Below are 20,658 nucleotides of genomic sequence, written 5' to 3' on the forward strand. Positions count from 1 at the left end.
TTCGAAAGTATTTGTGGGACTAGATCATCGAGCGGTGGATACCCTGCGGTTCGCCGCCGAGCTGCGAGAGCGTCGACGCATGGAAGATGGAGCCAGGCACATGAATCGCATGCGCGAGACCGGCATGAGCGTCACGCCAGAACCGCTGCATCGGCGTGTTCAACTGCAAAGCCCCACCACCGGAACGAGCAAAGATCTCGTCCACCGCACGCACCGCCCGCCACGCCGCAGCAGTCTGCGTACGCCGACCGATCGCACGAAGCTCGAACGAAACTTCCTGCCCCTTCTCCGTCATGTCCCAGAAACGATCCACCGTCTCCAAGATCGCAGCCCGAGAAGCAGCGATCTCGGCCGCCGCCTCACCGATCGCGAACAGCACGTACGGATCTTCCTTGATCGGAACACCACTGACCGTCACACGCTCACGCTGCGCCGCCATGTTGCACGCCAACGCACCTTCGGCGATACCGATCAACGACGAGGTGATCCCCAACGGGAAAATGCACGAGAACGGGAACTTGTACAACGTCTCCGTACGGCCCGCTTCCTTCCACGCCGTCCCGTCGTACACCTTTCCGGCGTCGATCGTGCGGTACGTCGGCAGGAATGCGTCCTTGACGATCAGATCCTTCGACCCGGTTCCGCGTAGGCCCACGACATTCCAGCTGTCCTGGTCGATGTCGTAATCCGAACGCGGCAACAGCACGTGCAGGTGCTTCGGCGGCATCAACGGCTTGCCGGACTCGTCACCGACCATCGCACCGATCATGATCCAGTCACAATGATCGGTACCCGAGGAGAACGACCAGCGACCGTTGAGGATGTACCCACCCTCGACCGGCCTCGCCACACCCATCGGCGCATACGGCGACGCCATCCACGTATCGGGATCGGTTCCCCACACCTCTTCCTGAGCCTTGCGGTCGAAGAACGCAAGCTCCCACGGATGCACACCGACGATGCCGCTGACCCAGCCCGTGGCACCGTCCATCGCGCCGATAGCCATTGCCGTCTCGGCGAATTCACGCGGATGCGCCTCGAGGCCACCGAACTCCTTCGGCTGGAACATCCGGATGACGCCGGAGTCGCGCAAGCGCTTCGCGCTGCCGTCCGTCAAGCGCATCAGCTTGTCGCCCTCGACTCCGTCGGCGCGGATCTCGTCGGCGAACTGTGAGATGTTGTCCAGAACCTGACCCATGATTTTTCCGGCTTTCTGGTTTCGCTACCCGGCGAGTGCCTGGGCAGAATGAAAATCTGTTGGTGAAACGGTGGCAGGTAGCCCACCGAAGTGCAGAAACGCTTCCCGGTGAGTGGGAGCACCCCTGTGCGCCTTTTTGGTAGTGGGGGCTACCAAAAAGGCGCACGGGCCTTACTTGCCTTCTGGACGCGTCAGAAATGCCAGAACGGACGCGACCCAGGCGTCGCGAGCTTCGATCATCGTCCAGTGTCCGCAGTTGGGGAAGATGTGAACTTCGCCGTTGGGGATGTCGCGCATCGGCAGAATCGCCATGTCCACGGGGCTGACGCGGTCATCGCGTCCCCAGGTCAACAGCGTCGGCGCCTTGATCTTGTTCAGCTGCGCCCAGTACGGCACGGCGGTCGACGCAGCGGCAGCCGCGCCCATGGCGGCCATGGCCTTGCTGCTGTACATACGACGGGCGATCTCGAGCGTCGTCGGCTCGGTGGCCAGGGCCCAACGCTCTTCGATGAGCTGCTCGGTGACGACGGCGCGGTCGAAGACCATCGAATGCAACCAGCGGACCAGAGCTTCGCGGGTGGGGTTGTCGGTGAACTCCATGAGGAGTTTGATGCCTTCACCGGGGCCTGGCGAGAAGGTGTTCTTTCCCATGCCGCCGATGGTGACGAGCTTGCTCACCCGGTGCGGCTCGTCGATCGCGACCTTGGTGGCGACGATGCCGCCCATGGAGTTACCGATCATGTGGACCGGGCCGAGGCCGAGGCCGTCGAGGAACATCCCGACCGACGCCTGCGCCATCATCATCGGATGGTCGGGGCCGGGATCGCTGACGCCGAATCCGGGAAACTCGAGAACGTAGCAGTGGAAGTGCTCCGCGAAGTCCGCGAGAACGCCGCGGTAGTTACGCCAACCGGTGACGCCGGGGCCCGATCCGTGCAGCAGCAGGAGCGGCGGGCCGTCGCCGGCTTCGTGGTACCGGAGCACACCGAGATCGGTCTGCAGTTCCTTCAGAGTTCCCTCGTAGCTCAGTTCAGTCGTCATGGTCCGAACGGTGCCATCAGTACCGCTGAGCTGCTATGACTCGTCCCGATCAGCGAGACAAGTCGATCAAAATACGTCAGATCCAGTGGTCGGACGACGCTGCCAGCAGGCGATCCATCGTCTCCGCCGAGAACGTATTGGTCGGAACGGGAGGCGTTTTGCGGCCGCGGCGAGGAGCACCCAGTTCGGGGTACAGCGTCCGTGAGACCTCGCGAGCCGCGTCGACGACCAGCGGAGCAACTCGCTCGAGCTGAGCGGTCCGCATGTCACCACACAACGCGATGCTGCCGACGGGACCCTCGTGTCCGCGAATTGCCGAAGCCACACAAGCGACTCCACGCGCTGACTCCCCTCGTTCGAAGGCCAGTCCCCGACGCTGACGGATGCGGTTCAGTTCCTGGTGGAGCACAGCGACGTCGGTGATCGTGTTCTCGGTACAGCGGGGAAGAGAAGACCCGAACAGAGCGTCGACGCGCTCGGGGTCGATCCACGCCAGCATCGCCTTGCCACCAGCCGTCGAATGAGCGAGCACTCTGCCGCCGACGCGGGACGGGAGCGCCGCGGCGAATCGTCCGCCGACCTTGTCGAGATAGACGCTCTCGCGTCCGTCGAGCACCGATAGGTGAACGACCATGCCGGTCTGCAGGTGCAGTTCGTGCAGAAGCGGTGCAGCGGCTTCGCGGATCTGGCTGTGGCCGCCGTCGCCACCACCGAGGCCGAGCGCACGACGCCCGAGGCAGTAGCCGAACGATGCGTGATCGACCCAGTCCAGCTTGACCAGCTGATCGAGAATGCGGTGGACCGTGGAGCGCGGCAACTGAGTACGGCACGCGACCTCTTCCAGCGTCAGCCGCGCGGCGCGGCCGTCGAAGGCGTCGAGAATCAGTGTCATCCGCTCGACCATCGACGGCGGCAGATCCTTCTTGGGTTGCCCACCGGCAGTCTGGACGGTGGACAGTGTGTCGTTCATGTCAACAATGGTCATGGACGCCTCCCGAAAACTGGAATTGATTCTACCGACTATAACCCAGGTCACAGTTTCTGGAAAGTGAATCGATCTTTTCGATCCCGATCAGCGGTAATTCACCTGCCGCTGGGCGAGTGGGGACGCTATAAACGCCCGATGCACCTGGGAATCGTCACGCCGGTCCTGATTCAGCACCCGAGCACGCGCTCGGAGTGGGAGGCAAGTGCTGACATCGGCGAGATCGCCACAGTGGCCGCCACGGCGGATCGACTCGGTTTCCATCATCTGACCTGCAGTGAACACGTGGCGGTCCCCGAGGAGATTGCCGCCGAGCGCGGCGGAACCTACTGGGATCCGCTCGCCACCCTTGGTTTTCTCGCCGCGCGTACATCACGAATCCTGCTGGCGACCCAGGTGCTGGTGTTGGGCTACCACCACCCCCTCGAGATCGCCAAGCGTTACGGAACGCTTGATCGCGTCAGCAATGGACGCCTGATACTCGGCCTCGGGGTGGGGACTCTGAAACAAGAATTCGATCTCATAAATGCTCCATTTGCCGACCGAGGAGCGCGCGCTGACGATGCCTTGGCCGCACTTCGGGCATCACTGTCGACGCCGACTCCGGAGTATCACGGCGAGTTCTACGACTACTCCGGATTTGTCGTCGAACCCCACGCCGTCCAGAAACGGGTGCCGCTGTGGATCGGCGGCCGGACCAAGAGATCGCTGCGCCGGGCCACCACACACGGCGACGGGTGGGTGCCGTTCGGGCTGCGATTCTCCGAACTGAAGGAAATGCTCGATGCCACGACGCTCCCCGACGGATTCGACGTGGTGCTTCCCGCCGGTGCGCCGCTCGATCCTCTCGGCAATCGCGAATCCACCCTTCGCGCCTTGACTCGCGTCCGTGACGCCGGGGCGACCATCGCCAGCTGCTCGGTCGGCGCTCGAAGCGTCGAGCACTACTGCGAACAACTCGAAGAACTTCACCGAATCGCCCTCGCCGAGGGCTTTTCTTTCACCACTTCCTGATTCCCCGACAATTCAATGCAAAGGACGTACCGATGACCGACTCGACCGCCCTGATCGAATCCCTGCTCGCCCGAGTGGAATTGCTCGAGGACAAGCTCGCGATCACCGAACTGCTGACCACATACAGCCCTGCCGTCGACAGCGGATCAGCCGACGAGGTCGCGAACCTGTGGCTCGAGGACGGCGTCTACGACGTCGATACAGGTGCGATGCACGGCCGCGGCGAACTGCGCGCGATGGTTCACAGCGCCTCACACCAGAACTGGATCATGAACGGCGCGGCCCACATGATGACACCCGCCCACATCCGCATCGACGGCAACAAGGCCGTCGCGACCTGCCATTCGCAGTTGGTCATCAAAGATCCCGAGAACCCGACGGGATTCAAGGTCCTCCGCATCACCGCAAACCGTTGGGAACTGATCAAGACGGACGGCGAGTGGAAGGTCGAACTGCGTACCAACGCCCTCCTCGACGGCCGACCCGAGGCTCGCGCTCTCCTGGCTGCCGGCGTGACGGCCTAACCGGCCTGTGCGCGGTTAGGGACCCTCTGCGGTCGGTAACCGCGCACAGCTGTTGAAAGTTCGGCTCCCCGAACTCTATAGTTCACTTATTCGAACCAACAGGTCCGAGTATGTGTGACCAGGAGACCGATGAGCACCAGTACGCAAGAGCCGACGACTCCGCGCCGACGACCCACGGGGAGATCCATCGCCCTGCTCGGTCCGGCGTTCGTCGCGGCAATCGCGTACGTCGATCCGGGCAACGTCGCCGCCAACCTCACCGCCGGCGCCAAGTACGGCTACCTCCTCATCTGGGTACTCGTACTCGCCAACGCGATGGCCGTCCTCGTGCAGTATCTGTCCGCGAAACTCGGTCTCGTCTCCGGCAGATCCCTGCCCGAAATGCTGGGTCAGCGCCTGCGTAAGAACAACCGCCGCGCGTTCTGGCTCCAGGCCGAGATGATGGCGATCGCGACCGACGTCGCCGAAGTCATCGGCGGCGCCATCGCACTCAACCTGCTCTTCAACATCCCGCTCTTCCTCGGCGGACTGATCACCGGATGCGTGTCGATGGTCATCCTGACGATCCAAAGTCGGCGCGGACAGCGCACTTTCGAGTTCGTGGTCATGGGATTGCTGGCCATCATCACCATCGGCTTCCTGACCGGGCTCGCCTTCACCGACGTCTCCGGCAGCGAGGCCGTCGCCGGACTGGTCCCCCGCTTCGAAGGAACCGAGACCGTACTGCTCGCCGCCAGCATGCTCGGAGCAACGGTCATGCCGCACGCGATCTACCTTCACTCCGCATTGGCACGTGATCGCCACGGCCACATCAAACCCGGCCCACGGTTGCAGCGATTACTCAAAGTCACCCGTTGGGATGTCGTTGTCGCGTTGATCATCGCCGGTGGCGTGAACATCGGCATGCTGCTGCTGGCCGCTTCGGCGCTGCGCGGAGTACCCGGCACCGACACCATCGACGGCGCGCATGCCGCGATCGAGAATTCGCTCGGCCCGGGCGTAGCCGTGGTGTTCGCGATCGGCCTCCTCGCCTCCGGACTCGCGTCGACCTCCGTGGGATGCGCGGCCGGCGCCGAGATCATGCATGGTCTTCTGGCCATTCGGATTCCGGTGATCACACGCCGGATCGTCACGCTCATCCCGGCACTGATCGTGCTCGGACTCGGCGTCGACCCGACGCTGGCGCTCGTGCTCAGCCAAGTGGTCTTGAGCCTGTGCATCCCCTTCGCGATCATCCCGCTGGTGCGAATGACCTCGGACCCCGAACTCATGGGCGACGCGCGCAATGCCCCGCTCACGACCGTCGCGGCGTGGATTGCGGCGGGCTTGATCGTTGCACTCAACGTCGCTCTGCTGGTTCTGACGGTGACAGGCTAGAGCACCGGAGCCACCCAACGCGTCCCTCACAAACGCGCTGGACGGCTCCGGCCGGACTAGGAGACTTGCTCGGCGAGAGTGGCCTTGGCCCAGCGATAGTCGGCCTTTCCGCTGGGAGAACGCCTGATCGACGGAACGTTCATGACGGTGCGCGGCACTTTGTACCGAGCGACCTGCGACGCGCAATGCTCACCGATCTCGGCAGCGTCCGGGACGTCGAAGCCTTCGCGGGTCGTGATGACCGCAGCGACGCGCTCACCGAACTTCGCATCCGGAATTCCCGCGACCAAAGCGTCGAGCACCGCCGGGTGACTCTTGAGCGCCTGCTCGACCTCTTCCGGATACACCTTCTCCCCGCCGGTGTTGATGCACTGAGAACCACGTCCCAGCAAGACGATCGAGCCGTCGGCTTCCACGCGTCCGACGTCGCCGAGCACCGACATCCGCACCCCGTCGATCACCGGGAACGTAGCCGCGGTCTTGACCGGATCATTGAAGTAGCCGACCGGCACGTGACCGCTGCGAGCGATGTAGCCGGTCTCGGGCGATCCCGGCTCCAGCGGCCGCATCCTTTCGTCCACGACGCGGGTCTCGTCGCGAGCGGCGATGCGCATCAGGCCGTCTTCGCCGATCTCCAGATTGCCGTCGACGCCCGACTCCGAGGAGCCGAATCCGTCGCGGATCACCAGGTTCGGAAGCATCGACTTGAGCTGCTCCCGCAGTGAGAGCGAGAACAAGGCTCCGCCGGACGAGACCATTCCGACCGTGCTGAGGTCGTAATCTGCTGCGTTTGCTGCCAATTCGTCTGCGAGCGGACGTGCCATCGCGTCTCCGACGACGGTGATGGAGACGGCCTTCTCACTTCCGGCGAGCTGGAGCGTCGTCTTCGCGTCGAACCGCGCCATGAGAATTGCGTTGGCGCCCATGAAGAATCCGGTGAACAGCGAGTACGACGCCGCACCGTGCATCAGGGGTGCGGTACTGAGCATGTTCATCGCGGGGACGTTCGGCACCGCGGCGAACAGAGCCTCAGCGGTCGTGTGCGGCGGACCGAACGGATTTCCGCCGGTGAGCGCCGCGAAGTAGAAGTCTTCATGACGCCACATGACGCCCTTGGGCATCCCTGTCGTGCCGCCGGTGTAGATGACGAAGAGGTCGTCGTTGCTGCGGGGCGCGAAGTCACGAGTGGCGGCCTGCTCCGCGGCAGCGTCGGCAAATCGAACGACGTCGACGCCTTCGATATCGCGGACGGCTGACTCGCCGACGACAACGACGTGCTTGATGCCGGGCGCGGCCGGGAGAACCGTCTCCACGACGGAAACGAACTCCTCGTCCACGATCAGTGCCACCGACTGCGAATCGTTGTACAGATAGGTCAGTTCGGCGTCGACGTAGCGATAGTTGACGTTGATCGGGACCGCACGAATCTTGAGGCAGCCGAGCAAACTCTCGACGAACTCGATGCTGTTGCGCATGTGCAGAGCAACGTGATCGCCGGGCCCGACACCGACGCTCGCCAGGTGGCGGGCGATGCGATTCGAGCCCTCGTCCAGCTCGACGTAGGTGCGACGACGACCATCGCACACGAGCGCCGTGCGGTCCGGAATCAGATCCGAGATGCCCTCGTACAGATCTGCCAAATTCAGTGACACTGCTGGTGCCTTCCTTGATGTCCGGCCCGGTGAATTCGGGGCCGACCGTACTGCGTTTTCGGTGGGAACTATCCGACCCTGGAGCCGACGAATGCGGCCGAGAACTGAGCGGATCGGTGGTGACGCAAACGCGTACGCGGTGGGATCGCCGCGTCGCCCCAAGGTGGCATGCAGCGCTCGTGACCCAGATCACCGCTCCCGCTGAGTGAGACTCCTCCTCAGTCGGCCAAACTTCTGTTCAAAACTAGAACTAATTCTGATTTCGCTCGAATGATTTTTTCGGAACGACTACCGAACTCTCGACTTCAAATTAGAATGAATACTAATTTTGCTATACCTACCCGCCAGACCGGATCGAAGGAGCACGACATGACGCAATCACTGAGCTTGGAAGGCAAAGTTGCCGCCGTCACCGGCGCCGGCGCCGGCCTGGGTCGCGCCGAAGCACTCGGACTCGCGGCTGCCGGTGCAGCCGTCATCGTCAACGACATGGGTGCAGCGGCCAACGACGTGGTCGACGAGATCAAGGCCGCAGGTGGACAGGCACTCGCCATCACCGGCGACGTCTCCGACTGGTCGCTCGGCGGGCGCATCATCGAAGAGGCTGTCAAGAACTTCGGATCCTTCGACATCCTCGTCAACAATGCAGGCATCCTGCGCGACAAGATGATCTTCAACCTGACCGAATCCGATTGGGACGACGTCATCCGTGTGCACCTCAAGGGCCACGCCGCCACCTCGCACGCAGCCGCAGTCCACTGGCGCGCAGCCAGCAAGGCAGCCGACGCACCGGTCTACGGCCGCATCATCAACACCTCTTCCGAGGCCTTCCTCTTCGGCAGCGCCGGACAGCCCAACTACTCGGCAGCCAAGGCCGGCATCACCGCTCTGACGCTCTCGAGCGCAGCAGGTCTTTCCCGCTACGGCGTCCGCACCAACGCGATCTGCCCCCGCGCGCGCACCGCCATGACGGCAGAAGCCTTCGGCGAGAACAACACCGGCGTCGTCGGCCTCGATCCGCTTGCACCCGAGCGCGTCGCGACCCTGGTCAGCTACCTCGCATCCCCCGATTCCGACGAGATCAACGGACAGGTCTTCGTCGTCTACGGCAAGATGGTGGCGTTGATGGAAGCACCCAAGGTCGAGAACCGTTTCGACGCAGCCGGATCCGCGTTCACCGTCGAAGAGCTCGGTGGCCAGCTCTCGTCTTACTTCTCCGGCCGTGGGCCGTACGAGACCTACGCCGCCTACAGCATCGCCGGCCTCGAAAAGATTGCACTTGCAGTCGACGAGACCGCAACAGTTTGAGCAGCACTTACGAAGAGGAGCGTTTTCATGAGGTTGAACGGCAAGGTAGCGATCGTCACCGGCGGCGCCGGTGGAATCGGTCGCGCTATCACCCGAGTCTTCGCCCGTGAAGGCGCGATGGTCCTGTTCGTCGATATCAACGACGAGCAGGGCCAGGCCCTCGAACAAGAACTGGCCGGCTCCGGCAAGTTCCTGAACGTCGACCTTGCTGCCGCCGGTTCGGCCGAGCAGATCCGTGACGCCGCACTCGAGGCTTTCGGCAAGCTCGACATCCTGGTGAACAACGCTCACGCGTCCCGTCAGGCTCCGTTGCTCGAAACCACGCAGGACATGTTCGACCTGTCCTTCAACACCGGTTTCTACCCCGTTGTCCACCTCATGCAGGCGTGCCACGACGAACTCGCGAAGACCAAGGGTTCGGTCGTCAACTTCGCATCGGGTTCAGGTTTGGACGGAATGCCCACCCAGACGTCCTACGCTGCGGCCAAGGAAGCTGTGCGAGGCCTGACGCGCGTCGTCGCCAACGAGTGGGCGCCGGAAGGCATTCGGGTCAACGTGGTCTGCCCGTTCGCCGCCACCGAAGGCGTCGTCAAGTGGCAGGAAGCCTTCCCCGAGCGCGCAGCCGCATCGGTTGCCAAGGTACCTCTCGGACGCATCGGTGATCCCGAAACCGACATCGCTCCCGTCGTGGTATTCCTGGCGAGCGAGGATTCCAAGTACATGACCGGACAGACGTTGATGGCCGACGGCGGCAGCATCAAATTGCGCTGAGCGAAATACTTCTCGGTGGGCTCAGCTCACCGAGAAGAGTTTCGCAGCGTTGTCGTGCACGACGGCTCGCAACCATTCGTCTCCGAGATCGAAACGCGTAACCGCTTGCAAAGCCGTGAGATACGGGTACGGAATGTTCGGGAAGTCGCTACCGAACAGAATCCGGTCCTGCATGTCGACGAGCCGTGAAACGTCCGCCTTCGGGAAGGCACACTGCTCTTCCGTGAAATCGGTGAACGCCATGGTCGTATCCAGGCGGACGTTGCCGTAAGCCTCTGCCAGATCGAGGAATTCGCTGTACTCGGGCATCCCCATGTGGGCGACGATCAACGACAGGCGCGGGTACCGTGCGAGCAGCGAAGCAATGCGATCAGGTCCCGTGTACTCCCCCGGCGCCGGTCCCGAACCACAGTGGATCACGATGGGCGTCTCGGAGTCCTCGAGTTGCCCCCAGACCTTGTCGAGCAGAGGGTCGTTCGGATCGTAGTTTCCGACCTGAATGTGGGACTTGAAGATTCGCGCGCCCGACTCCAATGCCTTGCCGACGTACGACGCCGCCGACTCCTCGGGATAGAACGTGGCCGTGTGCAGGCAATCGGGCGTTTGCGCGGCAAATTCGACGGCCCACTGATTGAGCCACTCGGCCATCGCGTGCTTGTGCGGGTATATCATCGACGTGAAAGCCCGGACACCGAACTCGCGGAGACGGTGTACCCGCTCCTCCTCGGCAAGTCGGTACGCGATCGGCCAAGGTCGACCGATCATCGGTCCCGCCGAATCGAAGTAGCCCCACACCTTGTCCATGACGCTCTTCGGCATGAAATGGGTATGGACGTCGATCACGCCAGGAACACCCAACTCGCGCCAAAAAGCCCGAACCTCGGCGATCTCCTCCGGTCCAGTCGATGGGACCTCTTCGGTACACACGTCTGACACCCCTTTCGTTCGCTCGACCATACCGAGTGCCGTCGCGCTCACCGGGACAGGTCGTTGACGGCCCGCCCGGAGCACCCGAATGTGAACCCATCTTGCCGATCACCGTTGGAGGTTGAATGTCTCAGGCCGAGTCCGAAGTGGGGTCGATCAGTGCCGTCGAGGAACTGCTCGCAATCGAGGAAATCAAGCGTGTGTTCGCCGCGCGCCTACGCTGCATGGACACCAAGCAGTGGCACGTCTACCCAACCCTGCACACCGCAGACGTCGTCAGCGAGACGTGGGGCGGACTCCCGACAGACAAGCAACCCAAGACCGGCGACACCTCGAACCAGGTAGTGGGCATCGACAAACTCACCGCGGCAATTCGGAACATGCTCGACGGCGACATCCCCCTCACCACGGCGCACCACGCACACACTCCCGAAATCGTGCTGACCTCGCCCTCCACCGCAACCGGCATCTGGGCGATGGAGGACATGCTGTGGTGGAACGACGGCGAAAAAGAACTGCACCTACACGGCTACGGCCACTACCACGAGAAATACCGCAAAGAAGACGGCAAGTGGCTGATCAGCTACCGAACCCTCACCCGGCTCCGTGTCGACCAGGACCCCGGATTCTTCCGATTCATGAAAGCGCTGTGACGAAGTGACCAACCCGCTGTTCCAACCGCTCCGCATCCGTTCGCTCGAACTGTCCAACCGCATAGTCATGTCGCCGATGACGCGCACGTACTCCATCGAGGGCGTGCCTGGCCGGGACGTCGCCGAGTACTACCGCCGACGAGCTGAGGGCGGCACCGGACTGATCGTCACCGAAGGCGTCGCGATCGATCACGAGACTGCTGTCGACCACGCCAACGTCCCCAACCTCCACACTCCCGCTGCTCAGGCCGGATGGCGGAAGGTAGTCGACGATGTGCACGCTGCGGGCGGCAAGATCGTGCCTCAGCTCTGGCACGTCGGACCTTTGTGGGGCGCGATGACGCAGATGGACCCCTCACTCAAGCCGATGCGCCCCTCAGGCGAGTGGGGCCCGCTCGGCGTCACCTCGTACTCCGCTGCCTACGTCGAACGCGCACAGGCCAGCACCGAAGCGATGACCGAGCAGGACATCCAGGACGTCATCGACGCGTACGTCCGTAGCGCGAAGCACGCCGTCGAACTCGGCTTCGACGGCATCGCGATCCACGGCGGTCACGGCTATCTCCTCGATTCCTTCTTCTGGGAGGGCACCAACCAGCGCGACGACGCGTGGGGAGGCGACCTGGAGCGTCGTACCAGGTTCCCGGCCGCCGTCGTCGCCGCGATCCGCGCGGCCATCGGACCGGATCTGCCGATCATCTACCGTTTCTCACAGCACAAGCAGCAAGATTTCACCGCGAAGATCGCCGAAACCCCCGAAGAGTTGGGCGTCATCCTGGGCGCGCTGGTCGACGCCGGAGTCGACGTTCTCGACGCCAGCATCAGGCGTTTCGACGTGCCGGCCTTCGAAGGCAGCGATCTCTCGTTGGCGGGTTGGGCGAAGAAGCTGACCGGCGCCGTCACGATGGCCGTCGGCAGCGTCGGTATCGGAAAGTCGCTGCGGGACAGCCGCATCGAAGGCGTCGCACCTGTAGTCGACAACATCCCACAGCTCGAGGAGCGCATCGGCAGCGGAGAGTTCGATCTGATCGCGATCGGCCGTCTCCATCTCGCCGATCCTGCATTGGCAACTACCCTGCGCGCCGGTGGCCCGCTACCGGCGTTCGATCGAGCGGTGCATGAGGGCAGCTTGATCTAGGGGCTCCGCCCCTGTGCGCCTTTCTGGTAGTTCGCACTACCAAAAAGGCGCACAGGGCCGAAGGCCTTTATGTTCGACCCATGACTACTTTCAACGCCTGGGTCGCCCGCGACAGCGACGGCACCATCGACTTCGCCCCCGAAACCGTCGACGAATCCTTCCTCCCGGCAGGTGAGGTCACCATTCGCGTCGAGTATTCGAGCGTCAACTACAAGGACGCGCTCGCGGTCACGCCGAAAGGCGGGGTAGTTCGCGAGTACCCGATCGTCCCCGGCATCGACGTCGCCGGCGAGGTCATCGCCTCCGAGTCCGACGCATTCGCCCCGGGAGACAAGGTCGTCGCACATGGCTACGAGATCGGGACCGCCCGCAACGGCGGCTACGCCGAGATCGCCCGTTTGCCTGCCGAGTGGGTCGTGAAGCTCGACGGCATTTCCACCGCCGACGCTGCCGCGATCGGCACGGCAGGATTCACCGCGGCCATGAGTGTCCAAGCCATTCTGGCCAGCGGAGTGAAGCCCGCCGACGGTCCCGTCCTGGTGACGGGTGCGAGCGGCGGAGTCGGCACCGTCAGCGTCGACCTTCTGGCAAGCGCAGGCTTCGACGTGGTCGCCTCCAGCGGTAAGCCAGGCGCGGCAGACCTTCTGACGTCACTCGGTGCGTCTTCGGTGATCGGCCGGCTCCCCGAAGATCCCGACGCCAAGCCTCGCCCGCTCGGAAAATCTCAGTGGGCGGCGGCCGTCGACTGCGTCGGTGGAAAGACCCTCGCTCACGTTCTGAGCACGATCAACTACGGCGGTGTTGTGGCCGCCAGCGGATTGACCGGCGGCGCCGCGCTGCCTACGACCGTGCTGCCGTTCATTCTCCGCGGAGTCTCACTGCTGGGCATGGACTCGGTATTGATGCCGATCGAACCCCGTCGCGCGCTGTGGGCCCGTCTGGGCTCCGACTTGGCCCCACGTCATCTGAAGGAGATCACGAACCTCGTTGCCGTCAGCGACGTCGTCTCGGTGATCGATCAGGTCCGCGAAGGCAAGTACACCGGCCGGGCGCTGGTTCAGGTTGCCGACGGATTCTGAACCGCTCAGAAAAGTGTGAACAGATCTGCCGGTTCTTCGACCGTCGTGGACTTCTCCTTGTAAGGAGAGTTCACGGCGGTCGGTTCCTTCTTCACCGGGGCAGCAAGCGGGACCGATGCGATGTCCCCCGAGACGATGGCGCGTGCGGCTTCGCCGGCCAGCTTGTCTGCCATTTCGTTGTAGTGGTTGCCGACGTGCCCGCGCACCCAGCGAAAGCGCACCGGACCGACTCGATCGGTGATGGCTCGATCGATACTCTGCACCAGTTCGAGGTTCTTGACCGCCCCGCCGCTCGCGGTCTTCCAGCCCTTGCGCTTCCAACTGGGCAACCATTCGGAAGCGCACTTGATGGCGTACTGCGAGTCGGATTCGATGAGTAGAGGATCAGCACCGGGATGGGCGACGACGGCTTCGAACAGAGCACGCAACTCTGCAATCTGGTTGGTGCCGGACGCTTCTCCGCCGGACATGCTCGGACCCTCGTGATTGACCCACGCCCAGCCGATAGCCCCACCGGGGTTTCGCAGACAGGATCCGTCGGTGCTCACGATGATCATGGCTCGGACAATACGTTGCGCCACCGACACACGCCTTAACGGAGGATGGACGGTGGCGATACGCTGACCTCGATGACGCCGCTATCTCCGGTCGACGAAGTCACGGTGACTTCTCAGCGACCACTCGATGCCGCGCTGACGCTCAGCCCGCATCAGCGCGGACCCGGCGACCCCGCACATCGACGGTCAGCCGACGGAGCGATCTGGCGAGTTTCCCGCCAACTTTCGGGTCCTGTGACCTACCGCATCACCCAGTCGGATCGCCATACGGTCCGGGTACAGGCCTGGGGTCCCGGCGCCACGGAATTCCTGACCGGCGCCGAAGCGCTGCTCGGTCTCGACGACGAAGCCGAAGATTTTGCCCCCGAACATCCCAAGCTCGCCGAAGCTCATCGACGCTTCCCTCATCTGCGCATCGGCCGCACCGGCCGCGTCATGGAAGCTCTCGTTCCCGCGATCCTCGAGCAACGAGTCCACGGCATCGACGCATTCGCCGCGTGGCGCCGCCTGCTGACCAAGTTCGGGGAGCGCCCACCCGGCCCCGCGCCCGACGGAATGCGGGTTCCACTCACCGCGGACCAATGGCGTCGAATGCCGTCATGGGAATTCCATCGCGCGAACGTCGATCCCGCGAGGTCCAAGACGATCGTTCAGTGCGCTCGCGTCGCCGACCGCCTCGAGCAGGCATCCACGTTCCCCAGGACCGAGGCGACCAAACGGTTGCGAGCGGTACCCGGCGTCGGGATCTGGACTGCCGCCGAAGTGGCTCAGCGTGCATTCGGCGATTCCGATGCACTCTCGGTCGGCGACTACCACCTCGCTGCCGTCGTCGGGTGGTCACTGCTGGGTGAACCGATCGACGACGCCGAGATGGTGCAGTACCTCGCTCCCCTTCAACCGCATCGATACCGCGCCGTGAGGCTCCTGCAGGTCAGCGGGCAAGCCGTCAAACCCAAGTTCGGTCCGCGAACTGCCGTTGCCGACCACCGTTGGCACTGAGCATCAGGAGTTGGAAAATGTCGACCCGATACGCACACATCGCCTTCTCCCCCGCTGCGGTGGAGCGTCAGCGGTCGACCGGAAGTTTCACCGTGTACGGTTCGAAACTCGATCAGCCCGACGAAGGCCCGATGGAATTCGATTTCCGCGCGCAGGGATTCGTGAAATCCGTGGATTCCTTCTTCATGTCCACGGTGACGCCCGACGGTTGGCCGTACGTCCAACATCGCGGCGGCCCGCGCGGATTCCTGCATGTGTTGGGCCCGAATCGAATCGGATTCGCCGATCTCCCCGGCAATCAGCAATTCGTGACGCTCGGCAATCTGGAAGAGAACAATCGCATCTCGCTGTTCGTCATCGATTACCCGACGCGAACGAGATTGAAGATCTACGGGCGCGCGCAGGTGATCGAAGCGGACGAGGACCCTGCACTACTGCAACAGCTCTTGCAAGTCCCCGGCGGCACCATGACGGCAAAAGCCCAGCGTTCCATCGTCATCGACGTCGAAGCGTTCGACTGGAACTGCAGTCGAAACATCACGCCACGCTTCGACAAGGAGCGCATGGACGAATCCCTCGCTCTGGCACGCCAACCCCTGCAAGCCGAGGTAGATCGGCTTACTGCCGAGGTCGAAGAATTGCGTGCGCGGTTGTCGAAAAACGAATGAGACTAGGCGGTTTCAGGGCACTCGGAGTCGGGTAGCCACCAAACACGGCCCGTCGCGCGGAGACGACGGGTCCCGTTGTGCCCGAGGAGGTCCGCACGATCGATCCAGACGGTGGAGTTCTGGTTAACGAACTGCACCGCCACCATTCACGACTGGTTCCACACAGACAGATTGGCCGTCCCCATGAAACTGTCCCGAACTCTCACCATGTCCGTTCTCGTCGTCGCCGCAGTCGGCGCTGGAGCCGGCACCGCGGTCGCAGCGCCCCCGAATGCGGGCTTCGATCCGTCCCAACCCCTACTGACACCGACCGCAGAGTCGAACAGCCAGGCGGCGTTGATGCTCTTCCCCGGTAACGATCCGAAGCAGGCCGCGTTCGACACGATGGCCAACGAGGTCAATATCGGCTGGAACAACGGTGGTCTGCAATCGACCCTGATCGGAGCTAACCTCGGCGTCGGAATCGGCTGCCTGTCGATCTTCCCGAACTTCATCGCCGGCTGCATCGTCGGTGGAGTCATCGGCACGGTTGCCGGAGTCGGCGCAGGAATCACCAACGGAAACCCGAACGCTGCGCCGGCCGTCGAGAAGTTCTTCGCGACTCCTTGAGTAGCGCTCAGCTGTGCGTGTGCCCGGGGGTGGGTGTCTCGTCGTGAAAATGTGTGGCGCCGATCGAATGCAGCAGCTGGTGAACGGTGTCGTCCGCCAGTTGGTATCGCATCGATCGGCCGTCGCGGGTCGCGCTCACCCACCCCTGGCTACGCAGTAGCCGCAGCGCATGTGAGACGGCTGTGCCGCTCATCCCCAGCGCCACGGACAAATCCGTGACGCAGATACCCGGTGCGTGATGAAGGCAGAGCAACAGACGCAGACGATTGGTGTCGGAGAGAAGCTCGAAGCGACCGGACCAACTGGTGACGTCCAAACCCTCGAGTGCGGCCCTGGCGCGACGAACATCCTCGACGCTCAGCGCGCCACTGGTGTCTGCTGCGCCTGCATTCGTCAACCGACTGCCTCCGTAGAACTTCCGATCCCCCGCCGCAAGTGTACCCAGAAGCGAACCTCGTCAGGCAGACTCCACCACGGCCGCCATACCCTGGCCACCGCCGATACACATGGTCAACAGCGCTTTTCCGCCGCCGCGTCGGCCGAGTTCGTGAAGCGCGGTTGTTGCCATACGCGCACCCGTCGCTCCCACGGGGTGCCCGAGCGAGATGCCGGAACCGTTGACGTTCAGGCGATCGAGGTCCTCGAATCCCCATTCCTTCACGACGCCGAGAACCTGGCACGCAAACGCCTCGTTCAGCTCGACCAGATCGAAATCGGCAAAGCGTGCCCCGGTGCGAGCAAACAGTTTCGAGACGGCGGCAACCGGCCCGAGGCCCATCAGCGCCGGTTCACAACCGGCCGCGGCCCAACTGTCGAGGAACCCGATGGGTTCCAGCCCCAGCTCGTCCAGACGATCCTCGGCGACAACCAACATCGCTGCCGCAGCGTCGTTCTGCTGGCTGGCGTTACCGGCGGTCACGACGCCTCCCTCGGTCACCGCACGCAGCCGTGCCAAGGTTTCGAGTGAGGTATCCGGACGAATCCCCTCGTCAGCACGAAACTGTGTGACGTTCCCTTTTCGATCCGTCAGTTCGACGGCGACGATTTCGGCATCGAAGCGGCCGGATTCTCTTGCCAGTGTTGCCTTTCGGTGGCTGTCGACGGCGAAGGTGTCCGACTCTTCCCGCGTGATCCCGCAGCGTGTCGCGACGTTCTCGGCCGTTTCGATCATTCCGCTGATCCGACCGAATCGCCACTCGGGTTGCGAGCGCTCGCGGCCACGATCGAGGCGGTCGAACAGTTGCAGCCCACCGGATCTGGTGCCCCACCGCGCTCCGGTGGTGTAGTGCTCGATCCCGCTCATCGATTCGACGCCACCCGCGAGAACCACGTCGGCCGCACCCGTCTGGACCATCATGGCCGCGGTAACGATGGCCTGCAGACCCGTTCCACATCGGCGATCCGTCTGGAAGCCGGCTACCGAAATCGGCAACCCGGCCTCGAGCGCCGCCCACCTTCCGATGCACGGTGCCTCCGAATTGGCATACGACTGCCCCATCGCGACGTCGTCGATGCGGGACGGATCGATTCCGCTACGACGCACGGTCTCCTTGACGACAGTGGCAGCCAAACTTTCCGCAGGCACGTCACGAAGTGCCCCTCCGAAACGGCCCACCGCGGTTCTGACCGGCGCCACCAATGCTGCTCGTTTCACAACTGACCTCGAATCTCGTTCTGGAAGAATGGAAAAGGATTCAGGAGACCAACAGGCGCACGGTATCCGCCACCAGCGCAGGTTTACCCGCTCCTTCGATTTCGATCGTGTACCGCACGACTATCGTCGCGCCCTTCGCGGTGCGCTCGAAGGAAAGAATCTCCGCACCTGCCCGCACCGAAGAACCGACCTTGACCGGTTCGGGGAATCGCACCTTGTTGCTTCCGTAGTTCACGGTCATGGAGATTCCGTCGACACGCATCACCTGAGCGCCGAGCACCGGCAACAACGAAAGAGTCAGATAGCCGTGGGCGATGGTGCCGCCGTACGGACCCTGCGCTGCGCGCTCGGGATCCACGTGAATCCACTGGTGATCCTCGGTGGCGTCGGCGAACTTGTCGATCCGGTCCTGTGTGACCGGGAACCACGCGCTGTAGCCCAAGTGCTCACCGACAGCCGTCTCCACTTCGTCGATTCCGTTGAAAATTCGCATAGTTCTCTCCTGAAAGGTGTTGAACAGCAAAGAAAAGTGCAGCGCTAATGTGCGCCGCGGCGCAGCGTGACCCGATACGTGTACTGCTCCGGCAAGAAATAGCTCACCGACAACTCGTTGGCAACGCCCTGCGCGTTGGAGTACAAACGGTCCACCCGCAACATGGCGTGGCCGATTTCGCAATCGACGTCCCTGGCAACGTCCGCCGTGGCCGGGGACACCGTGATCGATTGTGCTGCTTCGACAATCGGACTGTCGATCAGCGGTTCCAGCAAGCCGATCACCGTATTGGCGCTCACCGCACCGGCCGCCATGGCGGGCAGGTCGATGATCTGCCGCGCGATCGCCTCCGGCAGATGCGCCGTCGTCTGCACGAACGGAACTCCCTCGTGTATCCGCCGGAAGACCACGGTGTACACGACGTCGGTGTCGAGCCGAAGCCGACTGGCCGCCTCGATGTCCACGCGCCGTTGCAGCGGTGACACAACTTCCATCGTCGTGTCCCGCGAAAGGTTCATGAGATCTTCGATGGATCCGAGATGACGGAGATAGCGGCCGCTGTTCTCGGTCACGAACGTTCCGCGCCCGGGTACTCGGTACACGATGCCCTCGGCAACCAGATCGTGAAAGGCTCGGCGGACCGTCTGCCGACTCACGCCGTGATGCTGCGCCAGTTCGGATTCGGTGGGCAGTTGAATGCCGTCGCGGTAGGTACCGGCAGAGATCTGCTGACGAAGCTCACGAGAGAGGCGTTGGTACGCCGGCTCCGTCTCTCTTTCCTTACCGCTCATAGCGACATGATCCTACTTGCTCACCGGTCCGTCACAGACCGCCGCGGGCAACCAGCTGCGAAACGATCACGTTGCGCTGAATTTCGTTGGTTCCCTCCCCGACGATCATCAGTGGTGCATCACGGAAATACCGCTCGACGTCGTACTCCGTCGAGTAGCCGTAACCGCCGTGGATGCGGACGGCGGACAAAGCGATTTCCATCGCCACCTCGGAGGCGTACAGCTTGGCCATGCCTGCCTCCATGTCGCACCGCTCGCCGCTGTCGTACATCTGCGCCGCGTGCCACGTCAGCTGCCGTGCGGCCGTCAGCTTCGTTGCCATGTCGGCGAGGTAATTGCCGATCGACTGGTGCTTCCAGATCGGCTGGCCGAAGCTCTCGCGCTGCTGCGCGTAGGCAAGTGAATCCTCGAGTGCGGCCGTGGCGACGCCCAGTGCGCGGCAAGCCACCTGTATACGGCCGGTCTCGAGCCCCTTCATCATCTGCCCGAAACCCTTTCCGGGAGTACCGCCCAGAATGGCCGACTCGGAGATGCGGTAATTGTCGAAGGACAGTTCACAACTCTCGACGCCCTTGTATCCGAGCTTCGGGAGGTCGCGGGAGACGGTCAGCCCTTCGCCGTGCTCGACGAGAACGATCGAGATGCCCGCATGACGAGGGCTTGCGCTTGGATCGGTCTTGCACAGCAAGGCGATCACGCCGGATCGGCGGGCATTGGTGATCCATGTCTTGGCGCCGTTGACGACCAGATCTGTGCCGTCGCTCTTGGCGTTGGTTGTCATGGCCTGCAGATCGGAACCTCCGCCGGGCTCGGTGAGGGCCATCGTTGCCCGGATCTCGCCGGTTGCCATTCGCGGCAGGTACTTCACCTTCTGTTCTTCGGTACCGAACAGCGAGATGAGCTTGGCGACCACAGTGTGCCCGCCCATCGCTCCCGCCAGGGACATCCATCCGCGCGACAGTTCTTGCGTCACCTGCGCATAACAGGGCATGGACACCGGCGATCCGCCGTACTCCTCGGGAATCGCGAGCCCGTAGATCCCGATCTGCTTCATCTGATCGATCCACTTCTCGGGATACTCGTTCGCGTGCTCCACCTCCTGGACCGTGGGCTTGACCTCTCGGTCGACGAACCGGCGCACGGTTTCGATCAGGAATGTCTCTTCGTCGTTGAGCTTGAGCATGAATCCGCCTCGACTTGAAATAAGTTTGTACGGCCAT

22 protein-coding genes are annotated in these 20,658 nt (G+C 63.2%); 11 read left to right on the forward strand and 11 right to left on the reverse strand.

The features are described 5' to 3' along the window. Positions 1 to 19: 19 nt before the first annotated feature. From M1L53_RS11095 to M1L53_RS11105, 3 genes are all read right to left on the reverse strand, one after another. Positions 20 to 1,198 (reverse strand): acyl-CoA dehydrogenase family protein, encoded by a 1,179-nt coding sequence (locus M1L53_RS11095; RefSeq protein ID WP_003940250.1) that lies wholly within the window; start codon positions 1,196 to 1,198, stop codon positions 20 to 22. 171 nt (positions 1,199 to 1,369) lie between these two features. Then, a complete protein-coding gene (locus M1L53_RS11100) occupies positions 1,370 to 2,239 on the reverse strand; it encodes an alpha/beta fold hydrolase (protein WP_019745379.1) in 870 nt (289 codons plus the stop codon). A 76-nt stretch (positions 2,240 to 2,315) separates the two neighbouring features. Continuing rightward, positions 2,316 to 3,224 (reverse strand): IclR family transcriptional regulator, encoded by a 909-nt coding sequence (locus M1L53_RS11105; protein ID WP_003940451.1) that lies wholly within the window; start codon positions 3,222 to 3,224, stop codon positions 2,316 to 2,318. A 138-nt stretch (positions 3,225 to 3,362) separates the two neighbouring features. Here M1L53_RS11105 and M1L53_RS11110 point away from each other — a divergent pair, with 138 nt between their 5' ends. The 3 genes from M1L53_RS11110 (at position 3,363) to M1L53_RS11120 (ending at position 6,139) form a co-directional block, all read left to right on the forward strand. Beyond that, positions 3,363 to 4,238 (forward strand): TIGR03619 family F420-dependent LLM class oxidoreductase, encoded by an 876-nt coding sequence (locus M1L53_RS11110; protein WP_003940045.1) that lies wholly within the window; start codon positions 3,363 to 3,365, stop codon positions 4,236 to 4,238. Positions 4,239 to 4,270: 32 nt separating this feature from the next. Next, the gene (locus M1L53_RS11115; RefSeq protein ID WP_003939809.1) at positions 4,271 to 4,762 is read left to right on the forward strand and encodes a nuclear transport factor 2 family protein; all 492 of its coding nucleotides are present in this window, start codon (positions 4,271 to 4,273) and stop codon (positions 4,760 to 4,762) included. A 129-nt stretch (positions 4,763 to 4,891) separates the two neighbouring features. Further along, on the forward strand, positions 4,892 to 6,139 hold the full coding sequence (locus M1L53_RS11120) for an Nramp family divalent metal transporter (protein WP_020909201.1): 1,248 nt from the start codon (positions 4,892 to 4,894) through the stop codon (positions 6,137 to 6,139). 56 nt (positions 6,140 to 6,195) lie between these two features. On the opposite strand, the gene M1L53_RS11125 is transcribed toward M1L53_RS11120, so the two are convergent. Continuing rightward, the gene (locus M1L53_RS11125; protein ID WP_054188386.1) at positions 6,196 to 7,791 is read right to left on the reverse strand and encodes an acyl-CoA synthetase; all 1,596 of its coding nucleotides are present in this window, start codon (positions 7,789 to 7,791) and stop codon (positions 6,196 to 6,198) included. A gap of 369 nt (positions 7,792 to 8,160) precedes the next feature. Here M1L53_RS11125 and M1L53_RS11130 point away from each other — a divergent pair, with 369 nt between their 5' ends. After that, positions 8,161 to 9,099, forward strand: a complete 939-nt coding sequence (locus M1L53_RS11130; RefSeq protein WP_007729451.1) for a 3-oxoacyl-ACP reductase — start codon at positions 8,161 to 8,163, stop codon at positions 9,097 to 9,099. Between the two features lie 27 nt (positions 9,100 to 9,126). Beyond that, positions 9,127 to 9,870 carry an SDR family NAD(P)-dependent oxidoreductase gene (locus M1L53_RS11135; RefSeq protein WP_054188387.1) on the forward strand — a complete coding sequence of 248 codons (744 nt, stop codon included), beginning with the start codon at positions 9,127 to 9,129 and terminating at the stop codon, positions 9,868 to 9,870. A gap of 21 nt (positions 9,871 to 9,891) precedes the next feature. On the opposite strand, the gene M1L53_RS11140 is transcribed toward M1L53_RS11135, so the two are convergent. Beyond that, a complete protein-coding gene (locus M1L53_RS11140; RefSeq protein WP_003940342.1) occupies positions 9,892 to 10,797 on the reverse strand; it encodes an amidohydrolase family protein in 906 nt (301 codons plus the stop codon). 125 nt (positions 10,798 to 10,922) lie between these two features. Here M1L53_RS11140 and M1L53_RS11145 point away from each other — a divergent pair, with 125 nt between their 5' ends. From M1L53_RS11145 to M1L53_RS11155, 3 genes are all read left to right on the forward strand, one after another. Beyond that, positions 10,923 to 11,450, forward strand: a complete 528-nt coding sequence (locus M1L53_RS11145) for a nuclear transport factor 2 family protein (protein WP_054188388.1) — start codon at positions 10,923 to 10,925, stop codon at positions 11,448 to 11,450. Positions 11,451 to 11,454: 4 nt separating this feature from the next. Continuing rightward, on the forward strand, positions 11,455 to 12,588 hold the full coding sequence (locus tag M1L53_RS11150) for a 12-oxophytodienoate reductase (RefSeq protein WP_050654615.1): 1,134 nt from the start codon (positions 11,455 to 11,457) through the stop codon (positions 12,586 to 12,588). Between the two features lie 80 nt (positions 12,589 to 12,668). Further along, on the forward strand, positions 12,669 to 13,667 hold the full coding sequence (locus M1L53_RS11155; protein WP_261949222.1) for an MDR family oxidoreductase: 999 nt from the start codon (positions 12,669 to 12,671) through the stop codon (positions 13,665 to 13,667). Positions 13,668 to 13,672: 5 nt separating this feature from the next. On the opposite strand, the gene M1L53_RS11160 is transcribed toward M1L53_RS11155, so the two are convergent. Continuing rightward, positions 13,673 to 14,224, reverse strand: a complete 552-nt coding sequence (locus M1L53_RS11160) for a ribonuclease H (protein WP_054188389.1) — start codon at positions 14,222 to 14,224, stop codon at positions 13,673 to 13,675. 45 nt (positions 14,225 to 14,269) lie between these two features. Between M1L53_RS11160 and M1L53_RS11165 the strand changes: the two genes are divergently transcribed. The 3 genes from M1L53_RS11165 (at position 14,270) to M1L53_RS11175 (ending at position 16,500) form a co-directional block, all read left to right on the forward strand. Then, complete coding sequence (locus M1L53_RS11165) at positions 14,270 to 15,223, forward strand: DNA-3-methyladenine glycosylase (protein WP_030537185.1); 954 nt, start codon at positions 14,270 to 14,272, stop codon at positions 15,221 to 15,223. A gap of 17 nt (positions 15,224 to 15,240) precedes the next feature. Beyond that, a complete protein-coding gene (locus tag M1L53_RS11170; RefSeq protein ID WP_003940212.1) occupies positions 15,241 to 15,891 on the forward strand; it encodes a pyridoxamine 5'-phosphate oxidase family protein in 651 nt (216 codons plus the stop codon). Positions 15,892 to 16,002: 111 nt separating this feature from the next. Beyond that, positions 16,003 to 16,500, forward strand: coding sequence for a hypothetical protein (locus tag M1L53_RS11175; RefSeq protein WP_003940625.1), 498 nt, complete (start codon positions 16,003 to 16,005; stop codon positions 16,498 to 16,500). 7 nt (positions 16,501 to 16,507) lie between these two features. Here M1L53_RS11175 and M1L53_RS11180 read toward each other — a convergent pair whose 3' ends face one another. The 5 genes from M1L53_RS11180 to M1L53_RS11200 are packed head-to-tail and all read right to left on the reverse strand — an operon-like array spanning position 16,508 to position 20,621. Next, the gene (locus tag M1L53_RS11180) at positions 16,508 to 16,897 is read right to left on the reverse strand and encodes a metalloregulator ArsR/SmtB family transcription factor (RefSeq protein ID WP_003940184.1); all 390 of its coding nucleotides are present in this window, start codon (positions 16,895 to 16,897) and stop codon (positions 16,508 to 16,510) included. Positions 16,898 to 16,957: 60 nt separating this feature from the next. Next, on the reverse strand, positions 16,958 to 18,154 hold the full coding sequence (locus M1L53_RS11185; RefSeq protein WP_050654613.1) for an acetyl-CoA C-acetyltransferase: 1,197 nt from the start codon (positions 18,152 to 18,154) through the stop codon (positions 16,958 to 16,960). 40 nt (positions 18,155 to 18,194) lie between these two features. Beyond that, positions 18,195 to 18,647, reverse strand: coding sequence for a MaoC family dehydratase (locus M1L53_RS11190; RefSeq protein WP_003940415.1), 453 nt, complete (start codon positions 18,645 to 18,647; stop codon positions 18,195 to 18,197). Between the two features lie 44 nt (positions 18,648 to 18,691). Then, positions 18,692 to 19,438, reverse strand: coding sequence for a GntR family transcriptional regulator (locus M1L53_RS11195; RefSeq protein ID WP_003940169.1), 747 nt, complete (start codon positions 19,436 to 19,438; stop codon positions 18,692 to 18,694). Between the two features lie 31 nt (positions 19,439 to 19,469). Beyond that, positions 19,470 to 20,621, reverse strand: coding sequence for an acyl-CoA dehydrogenase family protein (locus M1L53_RS11200; RefSeq protein ID WP_003940468.1), 1,152 nt, complete (start codon positions 20,619 to 20,621; stop codon positions 19,470 to 19,472). Positions 20,622 to 20,658: the final 37 nt, after the last annotated feature.

This window comes from Rhodococcus sp. T9N, assembly GCF_024436645.1.
In the GTDB taxonomy this organism is placed as follows: Bacteria; Actinomycetota; Actinomycetes; order Mycobacteriales; family Mycobacteriaceae; genus Rhodococcus_F; species Rhodococcus_F qingshengii.

Bases quoted from the DNA above. Each gene is read 5' to 3' on its own strand.
- M1L53_RS11095 (WP_003940250.1), bottom strand. From the start codon at position 1,198: ATGGGTCAGGTTCTGGACAACATCTCACAGTTCGCCGACGAGATCCGC.
- M1L53_RS11100 (WP_019745379.1), bottom strand. From the start codon at position 2,239: ATGACGACTGAACTGAGCTACGAGGGAACTCTGAAGGAACTGCAGACC.
- M1L53_RS11105 (WP_003940451.1), bottom strand. From the start codon at position 3,224: ATGACCATTGTTGACATGAACGACACACTGTCCACCGTCCAGACTGCC.
- M1L53_RS11110 (WP_003940045.1), top strand. From the start codon at position 3,363: ATGCACCTGGGAATCGTCACGCCGGTCCTGATTCAGCACCCGAGCACG.
- M1L53_RS11115 (WP_003939809.1), top strand. From the start codon at position 4,271: ATGACCGACTCGACCGCCCTGATCGAATCCCTGCTCGCCCGAGTGGAA.
- M1L53_RS11120 (WP_020909201.1), top strand. From the start codon at position 4,892: ATGAGCACCAGTACGCAAGAGCCGACGACTCCGCGCCGACGACCCACG.
- M1L53_RS11130 (WP_007729451.1), top strand. From the start codon at position 8,161: ATGACGCAATCACTGAGCTTGGAAGGCAAAGTTGCCGCCGTCACCGGC.
- M1L53_RS11135 (WP_054188387.1), top strand. From the start codon at position 9,127: ATGAGGTTGAACGGCAAGGTAGCGATCGTCACCGGCGGCGCCGGTGGA.
- M1L53_RS11145 (WP_054188388.1), top strand. From the start codon at position 10,923: ATGTCTCAGGCCGAGTCCGAAGTGGGGTCGATCAGTGCCGTCGAGGAA.
- M1L53_RS11155 (WP_261949222.1), top strand. From the start codon at position 12,669: ATGACTACTTTCAACGCCTGGGTCGCCCGCGACAGCGACGGCACCATC.
- M1L53_RS11160 (WP_054188389.1), bottom strand. From the start codon at position 14,224: ATGATCATCGTGAGCACCGACGGATCCTGTCTGCGAAACCCCGGTGGG.
- M1L53_RS11165 (WP_030537185.1), top strand. From the start codon at position 14,270: ATGGACGGTGGCGATACGCTGACCTCGATGACGCCGCTATCTCCGGTC.
- M1L53_RS11170 (WP_003940212.1), top strand. From the start codon at position 15,241: ATGTCGACCCGATACGCACACATCGCCTTCTCCCCCGCTGCGGTGGAG.
- M1L53_RS11190 (WP_003940415.1), bottom strand. From the start codon at position 18,647: ATGCGAATTTTCAACGGAATCGACGAAGTGGAGACGGCTGTCGGTGAG.
- M1L53_RS11195 (WP_003940169.1), bottom strand. From the start codon at position 19,438: ATGAGCGGTAAGGAAAGAGAGACGGAGCCGGCGTACCAACGCCTCTCT.
- M1L53_RS11200 (WP_003940468.1), bottom strand. From the start codon at position 20,621: ATGCTCAAGCTCAACGACGAAGAGACATTCCTGATCGAAACCGTGCGC.